Genomic DNA, 15,978 nt, shown 5'->3' on the forward strand with positions numbered 1-15,978 from the left:
CTCTTGCAGTCTTACACAACACAGTCGAGAGTTTCTCGAAACTTCCCTATACTACCGTAGATTGCAGAATAAAAGGAAATTGCAGTGCGTCCTACCGTACTTTGTTTTTCAGGGCTAGATCCATCTGGGGGTGCTGGCTTACAAGCAGATATTGAAGCAATTGGACAAAGTGGTGCGCATGCTGCAATTGCATGTACCGCTTTAACCATTCAAAACTCGCAGCAAGTGTTTGGTTTTGAAGCAACTCCAAAAGAATTGTTACTCGCGCAAGCAAATGCAGTGGTGGGTGATTTACCGATTAAATGTGTAAAGTCAGGCATGTTAGGCACGACCGAAAATATTGCTGCATTGGCCGAATTCTTACGCGAACATCCCGATTATCTCTATGTGCTCGATCCAGTTTTAGTGGCAAATAGCGGTGGTTCACTGGGTGATCAGGCCACACTGGTAAAAGCCTTTGTCGAGTTAATCCCTTTAGCGACTGTGATTACCCCTAATACGGTTGAGTTAAGAGCGTTAACAGGGATTGAGGATATTGAACAGGCTACAAAAAAGCTGTTCGAAATGGGTGCCAAAGCTATTTTAGTCAAAGGCGGTCATGAAGATACTCCTGATCATATCCGCAATGTTCTTTATGCCGATGGTAAAATGATTGCGGAAAGCCGCTGCCCTCGTTTAGAAGGCCAATACCATGGTTCAGGCTGCTCTTTGGCAAGCTTTATCGCGGGTCGTTTGGCACTCGGTGATTCATTAAAAATTGCCGTTCAACATGCGGAAACGTGGCTATTTGGCGTATTAAAATATGCCGAAACACCTGTACCCAATGGGCAAAAGATTCCAAAACGCTTTTAAGTTACTTTGAAAGTCATAAATTTTCTGGAAATGATCAAATAAAAAGGCGCATTTAGCGCCTTTTTTAATGTCCACATATTATTGTGGAATACGTAAGACTTGACCAGGGAAAATGTCATCTGCATTTTTGAGTAATGGACGGTTCGCCTCAAAAATTTTATTGTACTGGTTTGGATCACCATAATATTCTTTTGAAATCTTAGATAAATTGTCACCTGATTTCACGGTATAGAATTTACTTTCTGGCTCAGGAGTTTCAACACTGAGTTGATCATCAACTTGCGCTACATGATCAATATTTCCGACAGCAAGCACAATCTTTTCTTTATCTGCTTGGGTTTTAACCTGCCCTTTAATCGTTGCTGTATCAGTATTACCATTATATGTGACCGACAAACCATCAACTGGAAGGCCTAAACTTTTAATCAAACCTAATAATTTATTCGCAATCTCTTGAGCTGATGGTTCAGCTGGCGTTGCTGGTGCAGCTTGTGGCTCTGCTGGTGCTGTATTCTTCTTACCAATACCTTTAACAAAATCAAAAAGACCCATTGTTATTTCCTCTGTAATTATTAATCGCATATAGTCAAAATAGACCTACATCTAGTTATACAGAAAAAATAAATGGCTCAAGTTTCAATTTAGCGCGGTCTTGTAAATATATGTATATAAGTTAGAACTCGATGAAAAACATTCTGTTGCAAAACATATTGGGACAAAAAAGCCACCTTTCGGTGGCTTTTGATCATGCAAGATGATTAACCAAGTTTCTTAGTTACGTAATCGATTGCAGATTGAACAGTTGTGATTTCATTTGAATCTTCATCTGGAATCGTGATGTCAAAATCATTTTCAAAAGACATTACAAGTTCAACCAAATCTAAAGAGTCAGCACCTAAGTCATCCATGAAAGATGCTTCGTTTTTAATCTCTTCAGCACGCATACCTAATTGTTCAGCTACTGCTTGTTTGATGCGTTGTTCGATATCGCTCACAGGAATTCTCCTCATTGCTTGTGGCGTTTTAATTTGCCACTAGTTTAATTGAATATAAGATTTTTTAAAAGTTTATACATCACCACTTAGGCCATGTATAGACCACCATTTACGTGTAAAACTGTACCAGTAATGTAACTAGCCTTATCGCTCGCCAAGAAACTCACTGCATTTGCAATATCTTGAGGTTCACCTAGACGATTTAAAGCTACTTGATCAGTCATTTTTTTACGAATATCTTCGCTTAACTGATCAGTCATTTCAGTGGCAATGAAACCAGGTGCAACACTGTTCACTGTAATCTGACGGCTACCCATCTCTTTCGCTAAGCTACGACTGAATGCTTCAATCCCTGCTTTTGCAGCTGAGTAGTTCGCTTGCCCAGGGTTCGCAAAATGTGCGACCACTGAACTAATATTAATAATGCGGCCAAAACGTGCCTTGGTCATGCCTTTCAATACTCGCTTAGACAAACGGTAAACCGCTTTCAAATGAATATTGAGAATGTCATCCCAATCATCTTCAGACATACGAAGCAGCAAATTGTCTTTGGTAATACCTGCATTGTTGACCAATACCAGCACCGAACCATATTTTTGCTCGATGTCTGAAACCAGTGCATCAATCGCTTCGCCATTGCGAACATCAAGTACAGCACCTGTCCCATGTTCAGCAAAGCTTTCTGTCAGCTTTTGCGCGCCTGCTTCAGAAGTTGCGGTACCCACCACAAAAAAACCGTCCTGAATGAGTTGCTGTGCAATCGCTGCGCCAATGCCTCGGCTTGCTCCTGTCACTAACGCAACTTTTCGTTGTTGTGTCATGCAATTTTTCCTTCTGCCACTAACACTGCGTTTAGGGCATCTTCCATACGTGCTTTGCTATCAAGGGCAAATGCTTTTTCTATGTTCGGTAATCGCTTAGCAAGATTACTCAGCACCGTACCTGGTCCACATTCAACCATGTACTGAATACCTTGATCTTGCAGATATTGCATCGTACGCGTCCACTGTACTGATTGGTACAATTGAGCCGTTAACGCCTGACGTAATTGAGCAACATCTGTCGCGATTTCCGCGTTGACATTTTGTATTACAGGAAGGCATGGTAGCTCAATGGCAGTTTGTTCCAAAGCTTCAGCAAACTTTTCTGCCGCTGGTTTCATTAAAGTGCAATGAGATGGTACAGAAACAGGCAATGCGATCGCTTTACCTGATTGTTCTTTTGCTTCTGCCATGACCTGCTGAACCAATGCGGTACTACCAGCAATTACAACTTGGCCTTGTGCATTATAATTTGCAGCTTCAACTGAACCTTGACCCGCAGCAGATGCATTTTGACAAAGCTCAACCACTTTCTCATCCGCCAAACCGAGAATTGCAGCCATTGCACCTTCACCAGAAGGGACAGCATTCTGCATCAGTTTGCCACGCAAATGGACCAGTTTAACGGCATCAGCCAAGCTCATTGCTTCCGCAGCAACAAGTGCACTGTATTCTCCCAAAGAGTGACCAGCCAAGTATTTCGGCACAATACCACCCAGCTCTAACCACACACGCCATAGCGCAATACTTGCGGTCAGTAACACAGGTTGTGTATTTTCAGTTTGGTCCAAGCCTTCACCCGTTTGGGCAATCTGCCAAAGGTCAAAACCAAGCGCAGCCGATGCCTCAGCAAATGTATCTTGAACGACACCAAACTGCTCTGCAAGTTCAGCCAGCATACCTGCTTTTTGAGAACCCTGACCCGGAAAAACAAATGCTGTTTTTGTTGCTTGAGCAGCCTGCTCAAGTCGTTTAGTCGACATATAAAAATCCTTAAATTAGTCTACCGCCAATTTTATCAACACTCATAATTCTACATGAGAATGACAATAGACTCTTTAGCGATGCGGCAATTTAACACTGATTAATTCTTTTTATAATTGCGAAAAACAACAAAAAAGGGAGCTTTCGCTCCCATTTTTTCTATACTTTAAGCTAACGCTTAATGCATATAGTTCAATTATTCAGCATCAGCTGCTTTAGCGAATAATTGACGACCACGGTAAATACCGTCTTTAGTCACGTGGTGACGACGATGAATTTCACCAGTAGTTTGGTCTACAGATAATGCATTCTCGGTTAAAGCGTCATGTGAACGGCGCATGTCACGGCGAGAGCGACTTTTACGGTTTTGCTGAACGGCCATGATGGCTCCTTACAAAGATCGAAAAAATGGATCAGAACAAATTCAGTTGTCTTAACTCAACATTATAACATAAATTATGAGTTAAGTTTACCCTTCAGACCTGCCAAAACATCAAACGGGTTATCCCGTTTCTCTTCGACAACATCTGGAGTGGCAGGTTGATGCTTATGCTCACAAGCATCATGCTTAGGAGATAAAGGCACCAACAATAACAGCTCATCTTCTAGTAATGCGAGTAAATCTATCACTGCAGGTGCATCATAATCACCTTTTTTTGAAGATTCACTTTCACCTAGAACGATGAAATCAGCATCCTCATCCAATCGCTCTATCAGTGACTCATCATCAATCAAAGCTAAATGAAAGTCTGAAACCAATTCAATTTCAACGGCTTCCAAACAACGTTGGCAGACCATTGGAACTTTGGCTTCAGTGTGTCCATCTAACCATACAATACGATGATAGATATCCATTGATAGCTTACAGTCTATGTTGATCAATTGATCATCAATTGAACCAACAGCTTCTCGAGCAATACGAGCAAAGCGAGACAATGGCAGTGTTCCTGACCATGTAAAGCCCTGTTCAGCCCATTTAAATGGCTCGATTTGGCTTGGAAAAGTATTTGCTGACATAATTAAGGCGGCAATTCTACAAATTCATCGGTACTCTGTCAAAGATTAAGATACAATTTTGTACTTCTTTAGACAGAACTCGGGGTAAATTAAGCAATGTACCTGTTGCAGCCGCAACTTGAAGTAACATCTTCATTACTTGGAAGCACCCATTCAACCTCTGTTCCTGTGTTAACGCTAGATCAAGTGCAACGTTCATCTTGGCAAAAGCTAACAACAGAACCAGAACAGGTCGATTGGCTTATTTTACACTTTAATCACTGGTTTTCCCACCATAATGTCACACTAGTTAAAGGTGATTTTGAACCAGAATATTTCCCAGCCACTTCTGAGCAGCCTGCAAAGATCCAATTTGCCCATGGTTTTTTCAATAGTGCCCTGCATGAAATCAGCCATTGGAGCATTGCGGGCGAGCAACGCCGCCGACTTTCCGACCTGGGCTATTGGTATGCACCTGATGGACGAAGTTCAGAACAACAGGCACTGTTTGAGCAAGTTGAAATTAAACCTCAAGCCATAGAATGGTTATTTGCGACCGCCTTTGGTCGAAAATTTCGTGTGTCACTGGATAACTTAACGGGCGATGGTGGTAATGGCGATCAGTTTAAAGATCATGTTTTTGCGCAAGTACAACGTTATTTTTCTGGCGAAGCAAAATTACCACGTGATGCAGCACATTTCATTCATTACATCTGCGTGTCTACCCGCAATGGAACACCATTACAACTCGATGAATTTAAACGTGAACACCTTGATTAGATGACAAAATTATCACATCTAAGACTTGCAACATGCCCCTAACAAGTTTCATACTGAATTTAGCCGTATAAATCAGGGAGTTAAAATAATGTTGCATTTACATATTCATCCTGAAAATCCACAGGCTCGCTTAATCACACAAGCAGTAGACCGTATCCGTGCGGGTGATGTTGTGGTCTATCCAACAGATGCTGCATACGCAATCGGCTGCCAGATCGGAAATAAAAATGCAATGGAACGGATTGCACAAATTCGTGGTTTGGGGCCCAAGCACCAATACGCCATCATGTGTTGTGATTTATCCGATATTGCGACCTATGCCAAAGTCGATAACGCGATGTATCGTTTGTTAAAAAATAATACGCCAGCGGTTACGACTTTTATTTTGCCCGCGACCAGTGAAGTACCTAAACGTTTAATGCATCCAAAGAAAAAAACCATTGGTCTACGTATTCCAAGTAATCCCGTGGCTCAGGCGCTATTAAAAGAACTCGGTGAACCACTGTTAACCAGTACCCTCATTTTACCTGATCATAAAGATCCGCTGGATGATCCCTTTGATATTGAAAATCAGTTGGGTAAACGTATTGATGTGTTTATTGATAGTGGCTTCGGTACGTTATCCACCACCAGTATCGTGGATTTATCTGGAGAAAATCCTGAAGTTGTCCGTCGTGGTGTCGGGGATGTCAGTGCTTTTGAATAAGAGCTGACATAGGTGAATCAGAACCAAGAACTAGACTTTGGAAAATTAGAGCATTCAGATAAAATTTGGCTCCTATTCTCAATTTCTTTGTCAAAGTGATTAAAAATCTCGACTTGATACATCACCTGATCTTCTTGTAAAAGATTATAGATTCTTTGGCGTTTAGCTTGATCTTTTACACTTTCAAAGGTTCTTACATGCTCGCATAACTGCTGTTTGGTTGAGCCTTCTATTCTATCCCCAAAGAACTTATGAATCTTCATCTTGATGACAATTTTAGGGTATTCATTCACTGCCAGATAAGTTACCCCTAACTTATCTGCTTCAGGCTGAACACGGTGATTAAGTCCTTTTACAATTTCCTGTGAAACAAACTGCCTTAATTGTTGTTTTTTCTTTATTTTATATTGAAAAATGATGAAAGATCCGATCGCGACCAAACCAACAAGCAGTAAACTAACAATAACTTTGAGTTTCATTAAAATATTTTCTCCAGTCTTGATAAATTAAAAGATGCGATGCAATGTCAATTCGAGTTGATCAATTAATAAAAATCAGACAACCGCTGTTTCTGAAAACCTTGTGCATCAAAATTATCAGGGCTTAACCACTGTTGATAGATTTTTTTTAATGCGGGCCATTCTTCGTCAATAATCGAAAACCATGCCGTATTGCGGTTATGCCCTTTAGTAATTCGATCTTGACGGAATAAACCTTCATATTGAAACCCGAAACGTAAGGCTGCCGCTTTAGACGGTTCATTACAATCATCACATTTCCATTCCACTCGTCGAAAACCATGGGCAAAACATTGTTCTAAGAGTAAGAAAATCACTTCGGTTGAAGCTTTGGATTTTTTCATTTTATAGGAAAAATAGACATTGCCAATTTCAATAGCACCCTGCTCTAGCCTCGGATTTAATAGTGCAATCCAGCCTTGTATCTCACCATCCACCTCAATCAAAAAATGAGTTGAGCCTTTAAAACCAAATAGATTTTGTAATTTGTCTTTTAAGATATCTCGGTTCTGCGGTGCGGAATAAGGTAAATAGGTCCAACATGCTGCATTCGGTTCTGTGGATACTGCTTCCCAAATCTGACTTGCTGCTTGATCAGAAATTTCATCGGCAATATGAATCAGTTTGACGTATTGACCCACCAGATCTTCGTTGATCGCTTGGCTGGGCATATCACGTTCGACCAAGAAACCGATACTTTGTCCAAACTGATTCTGTTCTGTTTTTAAATATTTTTTCATCGCAATTTAGAATTTAATAAAAAATAATGATTTCGTTGTTAATTTAAGCATAAGTTTTTTATATACCCTAGCTCATCGTATATAAATAAAGAAAATACCCTGAGAAGTTTAAGGTTTTTGTAAGCTAGTAATTTATTAAATTTGGGATTTCGATTAGAATAGGCGTGCTCTCGGTAGCATGTGCCCTTTTTGCACACAAAATTATATCTTTCATGCTTTTGAAAATTCGCGTGGCTCATAACGGTAATGAATCAAATTCTCCCTTCAACAACTTTGGAGCTAACACCTTCCATTCGTGTCCTTGACGAGTGGCAAGAGGTCATACCCGAAGATTTATATATACCGCCTGCTGCGTTTGAAATTTTACTCGAACAATTTGAAGGTCCTCTAGACTTTCTGATCTATTTGATTCAAAAAAACGGCTTTAACTTATTGCAGCTCGATATTTCACCGATTGCCACGCAATACTTATCCTATATGGATAGCATGAAATCGCTCAATATCGAACTAACGGCTGATTATATGGTGATGGCAGCATTACTCGCAGATTTGAAATCGCGGTTACTACTCCCAAAACCTGCGGCTGTTGATCAATTTGAAAAAGATCCAAAGCAAGAACTGATTGATCGTTTAGAAACCTATTTACGTATTAAGCAAGCGGCTGAAAGATTAGGGCAAATGCCAATCTTTGAGCGCGATACGTTTAGCACCAACGTGAGTATTGGACATATTGCACCCATTTATGAAGGTTATGATGTCGATGCCTTACGTGATGCTCTATTCTGCGTATTCAACCGCCCTGAACCGATTACCCATGTCGTGGCTCAGGAACCCGTCTTGTTAGAAGAACGAATTGCTTTTATTGAAAGCCAACTTGCATCAGGCGAGGCTTTAAGTTTTATCGAATTATTAAATCCCCAACAAGGTCGTATGGGTATGGTGGTGACCTTTATGGCGGTACTTGAGTTAACACGTCAGCAAAAGATTCAGATTATTCATAGTGGAATTGAAGCTCCTTTGACCATTCAAGGAGTTGCAGCATGAGTTTAGAGCAACTTGATCAAACTGAAGGTATGTCACTCGAAGACATTCATCATGACGTTTTATTGCAAATTGAAGCAATCTTGTTCGCCAGTGACTCACCAGTTTCACTTGCGCGACTAAAAGAAGCGTTTCAAAACCAATATAATAAACAGCAATTACGCTTTTTTTTACAGCAGTTAGCGATGTTACAACATGGTCGCTCAATTGAACTAATTGAAACTGCACAAGGTTTTCGTTTTCAGGTGCGTGCAAAGTATAGAAATATCATTGCACAAGTTTGGCCAGAGCGTCCGACTAAACTATCACCTTCACTACTCGAAACAGTCGCAGTAATTGCATATCATCAGCCCGTAACTCGTGCTGATATCGAACAAATCCGTGGTGTATCCAACAATAGCCAAATCTTGAGAAATCTTTTTGACTGGAACTGGATTAAAGAAGCTGGTTTCAGAGATTTGCCTGGAAGACCTGCGTTGTTAGTCACAACGCCCCAATTTTTAAATGCATTTGGTTTAGCATCGCTAGGTCAATTGCCTCCCCTGCAGAACGCCAAGGAAGCATTCATGACACTCGACGCACATGCGCCGAAGTCCTGAGAAAGGTGAACTGTTGATCATTATGTCTAAGGTTGTGCTGTCATGAGTGAAAAATTACAAAAGGTTTTAGCGAGAGTCGGGTTAGGCTCGCGTCGCTATATGGAAGAAGTCATTGCTGCTGGTCGTGTCAGCATCAATGGTCGTATTGCCCAAGTCGGTGAGCGTATCGAACCCACAGATGAACTCCGTATCGATGGTCGTAAAGTACAGTTCCAAATTGAAGACGAAATTCGTCGTCGCGTTTTAATTTACTATAAGCCAGAAGGTGAAATTTGCTCACGCAATGACCCTGAAAAACGTCCAACGGTATTTGATCATTTACCACAAATTGCCAATGACCGTTGGGTAATGGTAGGCCGTCTAGATATTAACAGTACCGGTTTATTATTATTCACAAACGATGGTGAACTTGCGAACCGCTTGATGCATCCATCAAATGAAGTTGAACGTGAATATGCTGTACGTGTCATGGGTGAAGTCACACCACAAATTCGCAACACCATGCTCAAAGGTGTTGAACTTGAAGATGGTCCAGCCAAGTTTGAATCATTCTCTGAAATTGGTGGTGATGGTATCAACCGTTGGTATCAAGTTGTGGTTAAAGAAGGCCGTAATCGCGAAGTACGTCGTATCTTTGAATCTCAAAGTTTGAAAGTAAGCCGCTTATTACGTACCCGTTATGGCACGGTGATTCTACCACGCGAGTTACGTACAGGCCGTTGGATGGAATTGGATAAAACAGATATCGACAATTTAGCGAAATCAGTTGAATTAAAACCACGTCAAGGTACTGGCTTGTTTGGTATGGCAAAACGTCGTACTGAAAAAATGGCAGAAAAACCATTGGCTGCACGTCGTGGTGGTTATTTACGTCAGCAACGTCGTGATGATGAACAAGATCAATCACAGCAACAGCGTCCAAGCGGTAATGGCAACAATAACAATGGTCGTAAAACCATTGGTTTTAATAAAGGCTTTAAGAAGTTCTAATTCTTGGCTTTAAAATAAAAAAACGCTCTGATTAGAGCGTTTTTTTATGCTTGAATTTTAATGATGATGGCTTACACCCTGCGGAATGGCATTCAGCAGTTTCTTGGTATATTCATGTTGTGGATGTAAATACAACTCATCCGAATTGGCAATTTCAACCAATTCACCATGATTCATCACCATCACTTGGTCTGAAATATATTTCACTACAGATAAATCATGCGAAATAAAGATATAACTCAAACCAAATTCATCCTGTAGATCCTGCAATAAATTCAATACTTGTGCCTGCACCGAAACATCCAATGCAGAAACGGATTCATCACAGATTAGAATCTCGGGTTTTAAAGTCAGACAGCGTGCGATGGCAATCCGTTGTCGCTGACCACCTGAAAACTCATGTGGATAACGATCATAAGCTTGTAGTGGTAAGCTCACCCTTTCCAATAGCTCGAGTGCAATTTTCTTGCGTTCAGCATCATTTTGTCCAATACCATGAATTCGCATCGGCTCCAATAAAATCTGCCCGATGGTAAAGCGTGGATTGAGTGAAGCATATGGATTCTGAAAAATGATTTGAATCTTACGCTGATACTGCGAAAACTCTTTCTCGGTCATGGCAAGAATATCTTTGCCACCAATCAAAGCCTGTCCACCTGTTGCCTCATGCAAACGCATTAACAATAAGCCAATGGTGGTTTTCCCAGAACCAGACTCTCCAACCAAACCTAAGGTCTTGCCTTTAGCCAGTTGGAAGGACACACCTTTTACGGCCTGAAATTCATCACGGCCCCATAGTCCTTTACGGCTATAAAACGATTTTTTCAGATCTTTGACTTCTAAAACAATGGCTTCTTCACCAGTGAGTCCTCGCGACCGTTGTTTCAAATTTAATTCAGACAAATTGGTTGCTTCAATCAGTTGTCCATTTTCGTCCTGCTTCATAAAATCACTGGTCACAGGTAAACGGTATGGACGTGTTGAAAGTTGCGGACGGCAATGTAATAAGGCACGGGTATACACATCTTTCGGTTGTTCCAACACCTGCTCAACAGCACCAAATTCACGGATTTCACCATGGCGCATCACAATCACTTCATCAGCAATTTCGCCAACCAGCGCTAAATCATGGGTAATGAACAGCATCGACATTTCATGGCGTTGTCGTAGTGATTCCAACAAATCAATGATTTGCTTTTGAATGGTGACATCTAAAGCCGTGGTTGGTTCATCCGCAATCAATAATTTGGGTTCGCAGGCGATTGCCATCGCAATCATGACCCGTTGCTGCTGACCACCAGAAAGCTGACTTGGATAAGCATCTATTTTTGTTTCAGGTGCAGGAATACCGACTTCTCGAAGTAACTCAAGCACTCGTACTCTGGCCTGCTTACGTCCCATGCCCAAATGAATGCACAGCACCTCAGCAATCTGATCACCCACAGTAAATACAGGATTCAGTGAAGACATCGGCTCTTGGAAAATCATGGCAATTTCCTTACCACAGATTTTCCGAATCTCTTTTGCAGATAAATTCAGTAAATCCTTACCCTCAAACGTAATACGACTTTGCGTTGCAATTTGACTTTGTCCTTTCGGTAATAAACCCATCACCGCCAAGGAAGTGACAGATTTACCACTGCCTGACTCACCGACCAAAGCCACGGTTTTATTTTTAGGAATTGAAAATGAAATCCCTTTAACCGTTTCGATCCATTGTTTATTTTCGCCTTTAAAGCTGACCCGAAGATCGTCTACCTGTAATAGCGGTGTTTCATTTTGAGGTTGCATATTTTTGTCTCCGCTATTTCAACTTAGGATCTAAGGCATCACGCAATGCATCGGTAAACATGGAGAATGCTGTGACCAGAATAGCCATTGCAATCGAAGCCGCAGCCAGTTGCCACCATTTGCCCAAAATCAATTCACTTTGTGCCTCATTCAGCATACTTCCCCATGACACCACCCCCACAGGAACACCAAAACCAAGGAAGCTCAGAATCACCTCTGATTTGATAAATGACACCACCAGAATCGAAATTTGAACCAATGCGATATGACTGACATTCGGAAAAATATGCACAAACATACGGCGTAAATGGCTAACACCAATCGCTTTTGCGGCAAGCACATATTCACGCGATTTATGCTTCATATATTCGGCACGAATCAAACGGAATACCCCCGTCCAACCCGTTAGACCTAAAATCAGAACAATCGATAGAATCCCCTTTTGTTGGAGCACCGCAGCAATGGCCAATACCAACAATAGATAAGGAATCGAAGTAAAAATGTTGTAGAACCAGTTCAGTACATCATCGACCCAACCACCGAAATAGCCTGCAATTGCACCTAAGAAAGTACCGATGACCACAGCCAATAATGCGGATAACAAACCCACCAGAATCGAGGTTTCAGCACCTTTAATGGTTTTGAGCAGGATATCTTGCCCCCACTTATCTGCGCCAAAAGGCAACGTGGTTTTTAACTCTTGTTTTTGATCCAGTAGATGCCCACCAAGCTGTTGATCAATTTGCTGCATATCCTCTGCTAAAGGATCAACCACACCATAATTATCAATGACTGAGCCACCTTGTTGTTCAGCCTGAATTTCGGTATTGAGCTGTTGAATCACATCTTTCAATGGATCAACTGGATTTTCAGGTAATGCCTCTATCTTCTGGCTACTGTCTTTAATTTGATCTGACTCAGTATCCGCCCCTAAAAATGTCGGTGGTGCGTAGCTGACTGCGACTTCTTTATTCCAGTTGGAAGCAATCACGCCTGTCATTGATAACGCGAGCAGGATGAAATAAAACAGCACCACCAAGAAAGAAATCACGGCGATTCGATCTGATTTCAATCGATTCAATGCCAGCTGCCATAATCCTGTTGAAGCAGATGACTCATTTGAAGATGTTTTGCCTTTAAAAATTGTACTTAGCATCGTCATCCCCCTACTTCAACTGTACGCGAGGATCGAGGAGCTTATAAATCAGATCAGCGATCAAGTTAAAAATCATGGTCACAGCAGCGATATATACCGTGATGGCCTTAATTACAGGGAAATCACTACGCTCAACCGCAATAATAATTTCACGCCCGATGCCTGGGATACCAAAGAATCGCTCAATCAAAAATGCCCCAATCAACAAAGCAGGTAAGCTGGCCATAACTTCGGTCACAATTGGAATCGAGGCATTACGCAAGACATGCACCCCGAGTACCCGAGACTCACCTACACCTTTGGCACGGGCAGTTCTGACATAATCCTGATTAATTTCATCTAGCACAAAACTACGATACAAACGTAAAGTTGGGGCAATACTCACCACCAACATGATTAAGATCGGCAGCAATGCATAATGGAATAAATTTTGGCTAAAACTATCACTCCAGCCCTGTACGGGGAACCAACTGAGTTGGTATGCCAATACATACTGGAACACGATGATATAAACTAAAATACTGATCGACATGCCAATGGTACATAACATCATCACCATACGATCTGTCAGTGATCCACGAACTGAAGCAACGGCTAAAGCGAGGATAATTGAAATCACCGTTTGTAAAATCGTGAGCGGAATCAATAAAGTCAATGAAGGCCCTAAACGGGTCAGGATAATCTGTGATACAGGTTCTCCCGTACTCCAACTTGCGCCATAATCAAAAGTCAGAATCTGCTTGATAAAAATCCACAACTGCACATAGTAGGGTTGATCAACACCCAACTGTTTACGGATGTTATCAATTTGCTCTGGGTTCGACATTTTACCTGCCAAAATATATGCAGGATCTCCCCCCACCCAGTTAAAAAGAAAGAAAATGAGCAAAATGACACCCAACATGGTCGGGATCATTTGCCATAGTCTGCGTACGACATAAGCGAGCATAATGGCAAATCCTTATTTGACCCGTTGACCTGTGATTTCATTAAAGAATGCTTTGTTATCAGGTTCTCGACCTAAAAAGTCTTTCACCAGTTGAGCTGCATCTTTTTGACTGCCTTGTGAAAGAATGGCTTGACGATAACGCTGCCCAACTTCTGGATTATTCAAGTTATCGCCAAAAGCAGACAACATATCAAGCGCCAAAACTTCCGACCACATATAGCCATAATAACCCGCTTGATAACCCATCAAATGCCCAAACTGACCAGGGAATTCTGTATTCGGCACATAGCCCAGAGCAGTTGCCGATTCCATTTTTTTCCAAACATTCAGTGGCTGTACTTTGAGTGCGTCTGCCCCATGTAATGCCATGTCGTATTGTGCATAAAGGGTTTGACGTGCATAGCGCATACCGCGTCCATAATTGTGTACCGACTTCAAACGAGCAATGAGCGCATCATCTATCCGAGGACAAGCTGGATCACAATAATCAGCAACTTTAGATAATGTTTCTTTACGGCGTGCCCATTCTTCATACATTTGTGATGGTGCTTCAACGAAGTCACGCTCTACAGATGTACCCGACTGACCTGAATAACGGGTCTTCGATAAAATGCCATGTAGCGCATGACCAAACTCATGCACAAATGTTTCTAACTCATCGCTATTTAAACCTTTACGGTTAAAGTTAGTGACCAAGACTGAAATTGGCTTACGCTTGCTTAAAGTGCTACCGCCATATACGCCCCACACGGCCGCATGACCATATTTACCTTCACGTGGAAATTTATCCATGTACAGGCCACCTAGCACTTCACCTGTTTTTTTATCCGTAACATCATAATATTCAACTTCGTCTTGCCATGTATCGACTTTGGCAGGCTTGAACTCAATACCATATAAGTCAGAAGAAATTGCAAATAACCACTTTTGTGCAGCAAGCGTCGGGAAATAATCGCGGAGTTTTTCTTGGTCAATCTGATATTTATCTTTACGTAGTTTTTCGCTCCAATACCCCACATTCCAACGATTAATTTCAGCTTTATCCAAAGAGGTATTTAAGGTTTTTGCTTTAAATGCACGTAACTCATCGACCTCTTTTTGCTCTAAAGGTGCCACGACTTTATGCACATCAGCCAAAAAGTTATTGACTGTTTTTGGCGTTTTCGCCATACGTTTCTTTAATGCCCAGTCGGCATAACTTGGCTGACCAAATAACTGTGCCAATTCATAACGTAAATCGATGATTTGCTTGAGCAAGACCAGATTCTTTTCAGTCCCCCGACGCGTAAATGCGGTCTGATAACGTTTTCGAGCATCATCACTGTCCGCCAACTCCATAAACGGTTGGTATTCAGGATATTCAAATCCTAATAAATAATTGCCTTTTTCATTTTTCTTTAAACCTGAAATATAACTGTCAGGCAAGCCCTTCAGCTCAGCAGGTGTAAACTCTAACTTTTCTGGATTATCACGGATATTGCGAGAGAATTCTTGCGAGAGTTTAGTTAACTCATCAAAAATAGTTTTGACACGGGTTCTTTTTTCGGGCGGAAGTTGCACCCCTGTATCTTCAAACGCATCGAGAATATCCTGACGATATTTACGATCAATCGGATCAATTGCTTTGGTATTTTTAAATCGCTGGTACAGTTTCGGATTTTGATAAATTTCGGTTTGTAACTGATTCAATTTTACTTCACAGTCTTCAGCTGCCTTACGTAAGCTGGCATCAGGATCAACATTGCTATATAAGCTAATCGGTCCAGCAAAATCCTCAACTGTTGCCATCAACCGATCCCACTCTGCCAATACAGGTGCCGCATCGGACTGAGCTTTAATACTTTGCTTTTCCAGTTGAGCAATACTTTGTTTTAACGTCTGTATATTGGCATCACACCACTGCGCACTAGCGCTGGTTTTTAAAATGGGTAATGTGGTTCGTGTATTTTCAGCAGCCCATGCACCTTGGCTGATCGCTGTTACAGCCATCGATAACAAACCAAGGGTTGATAATTTCAACATTTTTTTCGCCATGCTTTTTCTCCAATTTAATTTGTTTG

General features: G+C 41.4%; 18 protein-coding genes. 6 read left to right on the forward strand and 12 right to left on the reverse strand.

The features are described 5' to 3' along the window. The first annotated feature begins 84 nt into the window (after positions 1-84). Entirely contained in the window at positions 85-852 is a 768-nt protein-coding gene (locus F909_RS09285; RefSeq protein ID WP_005151040.1) for a hydroxymethylpyrimidine/phosphomethylpyrimidine kinase, read from the forward strand. 78 nt (positions 853-930) lie between these two features. Here the strand turns inward: F909_RS09285 and lysM are convergent, their stop codons facing one another. The 6 genes from lysM to F909_RS09255 all read right to left on the reverse strand — a co-directional run bounded on the left by lysM (position 931) and on the right by F909_RS09255 (position 4,669). Further along, positions 931-1,404 (reverse strand): peptidoglycan-binding protein LysM, encoded by a 474-nt coding sequence (lysM, locus tag F909_RS09280; protein ID WP_005151042.1) that lies wholly within the window; start codon positions 1,402-1,404, stop codon positions 931-933. 206 nt (positions 1,405-1,610) lie between these two features. After that, positions 1,611-1,847 (reverse strand): acyl carrier protein, encoded by a 237-nt coding sequence (gene acpP / locus F909_RS09275; RefSeq protein WP_004655272.1) that lies wholly within the window; start codon positions 1,845-1,847, stop codon positions 1,611-1,613. An 86-nt stretch (positions 1,848-1,933) separates the two neighbouring features. Beyond that, a complete protein-coding gene (gene fabG / locus F909_RS09270; RefSeq protein WP_005151045.1) occupies positions 1,934-2,668 on the reverse strand; it encodes a 3-oxoacyl-ACP reductase FabG in 735 nt (244 codons plus the stop codon). Then, complete coding sequence (gene fabD, locus F909_RS09265; protein ID WP_005151047.1) at positions 2,665-3,651, reverse strand: ACP S-malonyltransferase; 987 nt, start codon at positions 3,649-3,651, stop codon at positions 2,665-2,667. The genes fabG and fabD overlap by 4 nt, the downstream gene beginning before the upstream one ends. 197 nt (positions 3,652-3,848) lie before the next feature. After that, positions 3,849-4,034: a 50S ribosomal protein L32 gene (rpmF, locus tag F909_RS09260; protein ID WP_005151049.1), complete on the reverse strand. Its 186-nt coding sequence runs from the start codon at positions 4,032-4,034 to the stop codon at positions 3,849-3,851. A 74-nt stretch (positions 4,035-4,108) separates the two neighbouring features. Beyond that, a complete protein-coding gene (locus tag F909_RS09255; protein ID WP_005151051.1) occupies positions 4,109-4,669 on the reverse strand; it encodes a YceD family protein in 561 nt (186 codons plus the stop codon). Between the two features lie 96 nt (positions 4,670-4,765). On the opposite strand from F909_RS09255, the gene F909_RS09250 reads away from it, so the two are divergent. Both F909_RS09250 and F909_RS09245 read left to right on the forward strand, forming a co-directional pair. Beyond that, on the forward strand, positions 4,766-5,428 hold the full coding sequence (locus F909_RS09250) for an elongation factor P hydroxylase (protein WP_005151053.1): 663 nt from the start codon (positions 4,766-4,768) through the stop codon (positions 5,426-5,428). Positions 5,429-5,516: 88 nt separating this feature from the next. Further along, entirely contained in the window at positions 5,517-6,134 is a 618-nt protein-coding gene (locus F909_RS09245) for an L-threonylcarbamoyladenylate synthase (protein WP_005151055.1), read from the forward strand. Between the two features lie 17 nt (positions 6,135-6,151). On the opposite strand, the gene F909_RS09240 is transcribed toward F909_RS09245, so the two are convergent. Both F909_RS09240 and F909_RS09235 read right to left on the reverse strand, forming a co-directional pair. Beyond that, positions 6,152-6,613, reverse strand: a complete 462-nt coding sequence (locus F909_RS09240; RefSeq protein WP_005151057.1) for a hypothetical protein — start codon at positions 6,611-6,613, stop codon at positions 6,152-6,154. Positions 6,614-6,678: 65 nt separating this feature from the next. Beyond that, the gene (locus F909_RS09235; RefSeq protein WP_005151059.1) at positions 6,679-7,392 is read right to left on the reverse strand and encodes a GNAT family N-acetyltransferase; all 714 of its coding nucleotides are present in this window, start codon (positions 7,390-7,392) and stop codon (positions 6,679-6,681) included. 246 nt (positions 7,393-7,638) lie between these two features. Here F909_RS09235 and F909_RS09230 point away from each other — a divergent pair, with 246 nt between their 5' ends. The 3 genes from F909_RS09230 to rluB are packed head-to-tail and all read left to right on the forward strand — an operon-like array spanning position 7,639 to position 10,022. Then, positions 7,639-8,436 (forward strand): segregation and condensation protein A, encoded by a 798-nt coding sequence (locus tag F909_RS09230; RefSeq protein WP_005151062.1) that lies wholly within the window; start codon positions 7,639-7,641, stop codon positions 8,434-8,436. Next, entirely contained in the window at positions 8,433-9,032 is a 600-nt protein-coding gene (gene scpB / locus F909_RS09225; protein WP_005151063.1) for an SMC-Scp complex subunit ScpB, read from the forward strand. Before F909_RS09230 ends, scpB begins: the two co-directional genes overlap by 4 nt. A 42-nt stretch (positions 9,033-9,074) precedes the next feature. Further along, positions 9,075-10,022, forward strand: coding sequence for a 23S rRNA pseudouridine(2605) synthase RluB (rluB, locus tag F909_RS09220; protein ID WP_005151069.1), 948 nt, complete (start codon positions 9,075-9,077; stop codon positions 10,020-10,022). Positions 10,023-10,079: 57 nt separating this feature from the next. Here rluB and F909_RS09215 read toward each other — a convergent pair whose 3' ends face one another. Genes F909_RS09215 through F909_RS09200 form a run of 4 tightly spaced genes read right to left on the reverse strand, consistent with a single transcriptional unit; the run spans position 10,080 to position 15,952 of the window. After that, positions 10,080-11,813 carry an ABC transporter ATP-binding protein gene (locus tag F909_RS09215; RefSeq protein WP_005151074.1) on the reverse strand — a complete coding sequence of 578 codons (1,734 nt, stop codon included), beginning with the start codon at positions 11,811-11,813 and terminating at the stop codon, positions 10,080-10,082. 13 nt (positions 11,814-11,826) lie between these two features. Next, entirely contained in the window at positions 11,827-12,969 is a 1,143-nt protein-coding gene (locus tag F909_RS09210; protein WP_005151076.1) for an ABC transporter permease, read from the reverse strand. A 10-nt stretch (positions 12,970-12,979) separates the two neighbouring features. Next, positions 12,980-13,918, reverse strand: coding sequence for an ABC transporter permease (locus F909_RS09205; RefSeq protein WP_005151078.1), 939 nt, complete (start codon positions 13,916-13,918; stop codon positions 12,980-12,982). Positions 13,919-13,930: 12 nt separating this feature from the next. Beyond that, positions 13,931-15,952, reverse strand: a complete 2,022-nt coding sequence (locus F909_RS09200; protein WP_005151080.1) for a M3 family metallopeptidase — start codon at positions 15,950-15,952, stop codon at positions 13,931-13,933. Positions 15,953-15,978 lie beyond the last annotated feature (26 nt).

Source organism: Acinetobacter sp. ANC 3929, assembly GCF_000369405.1.
Classification (GTDB): Bacteria; Pseudomonadota; Gammaproteobacteria; order Pseudomonadales; family Moraxellaceae; genus Acinetobacter.

Excerpts from the sequence above, each read along its gene's own strand:
- lysM (WP_005151042.1), bottom strand. The coding sequence starts at position 1,404 with ATGGGTCTTTTTGATTTTGTTAAAGGTATTGGTAAGAAGAATACAGCA.
- fabG (WP_005151045.1), bottom strand. The coding sequence starts at position 2,668 with ATGACACAACAACGAAAAGTTGCGTTAGTGACAGGAGCAAGCCGAGGC.
- fabD (WP_005151047.1), bottom strand. The coding sequence starts at position 3,651 with ATGTCGACTAAACGACTTGAGCAGGCTGCTCAAGCAACAAAAACAGCA.
- rpmF (WP_005151049.1), bottom strand. The coding sequence starts at position 4,034 with ATGGCCGTTCAGCAAAACCGTAAAAGTCGCTCTCGCCGTGACATGCGC.
- F909_RS09255 (WP_005151051.1), bottom strand. The coding sequence starts at position 4,669 with ATGTCAGCAAATACTTTTCCAAGCCAAATCGAGCCATTTAAATGGGCT.
- F909_RS09250 (WP_005151053.1), top strand. The coding sequence starts at position 4,766 with ATGTACCTGTTGCAGCCGCAACTTGAAGTAACATCTTCATTACTTGGA.
- F909_RS09245 (WP_005151055.1), top strand. The coding sequence starts at position 5,517 with ATGTTGCATTTACATATTCATCCTGAAAATCCACAGGCTCGCTTAATC.
- F909_RS09240 (WP_005151057.1), bottom strand. The coding sequence starts at position 6,613 with ATGAAACTCAAAGTTATTGTTAGTTTACTGCTTGTTGGTTTGGTCGCG.
- F909_RS09235 (WP_005151059.1), bottom strand. The coding sequence starts at position 7,392 with ATGAAAAAATATTTAAAAACAGAACAGAATCAGTTTGGACAAAGTATC.
- F909_RS09230 (WP_005151062.1), top strand. The coding sequence starts at position 7,639 with ATGAATCAAATTCTCCCTTCAACAACTTTGGAGCTAACACCTTCCATT.
- scpB (WP_005151063.1), top strand. The coding sequence starts at position 8,433 with ATGAGTTTAGAGCAACTTGATCAAACTGAAGGTATGTCACTCGAAGAC.
- rluB (WP_005151069.1), top strand. The coding sequence starts at position 9,075 with ATGAGTGAAAAATTACAAAAGGTTTTAGCGAGAGTCGGGTTAGGCTCG.
- F909_RS09215 (WP_005151074.1), bottom strand. The coding sequence starts at position 11,813 with ATGCAACCTCAAAATGAAACACCGCTATTACAGGTAGACGATCTTCGG.
- F909_RS09210 (WP_005151076.1), bottom strand. The coding sequence starts at position 12,969 with ATGCTAAGTACAATTTTTAAAGGCAAAACATCTTCAAATGAGTCATCT.
- F909_RS09205 (WP_005151078.1), bottom strand. The coding sequence starts at position 13,918 with ATGCTCGCTTATGTCGTACGCAGACTATGGCAAATGATCCCGACCATG.
- F909_RS09200 (WP_005151080.1), bottom strand. The coding sequence starts at position 15,952 with ATGGCGAAAAAAATGTTGAAATTATCAACCCTTGGTTTGTTATCGATG.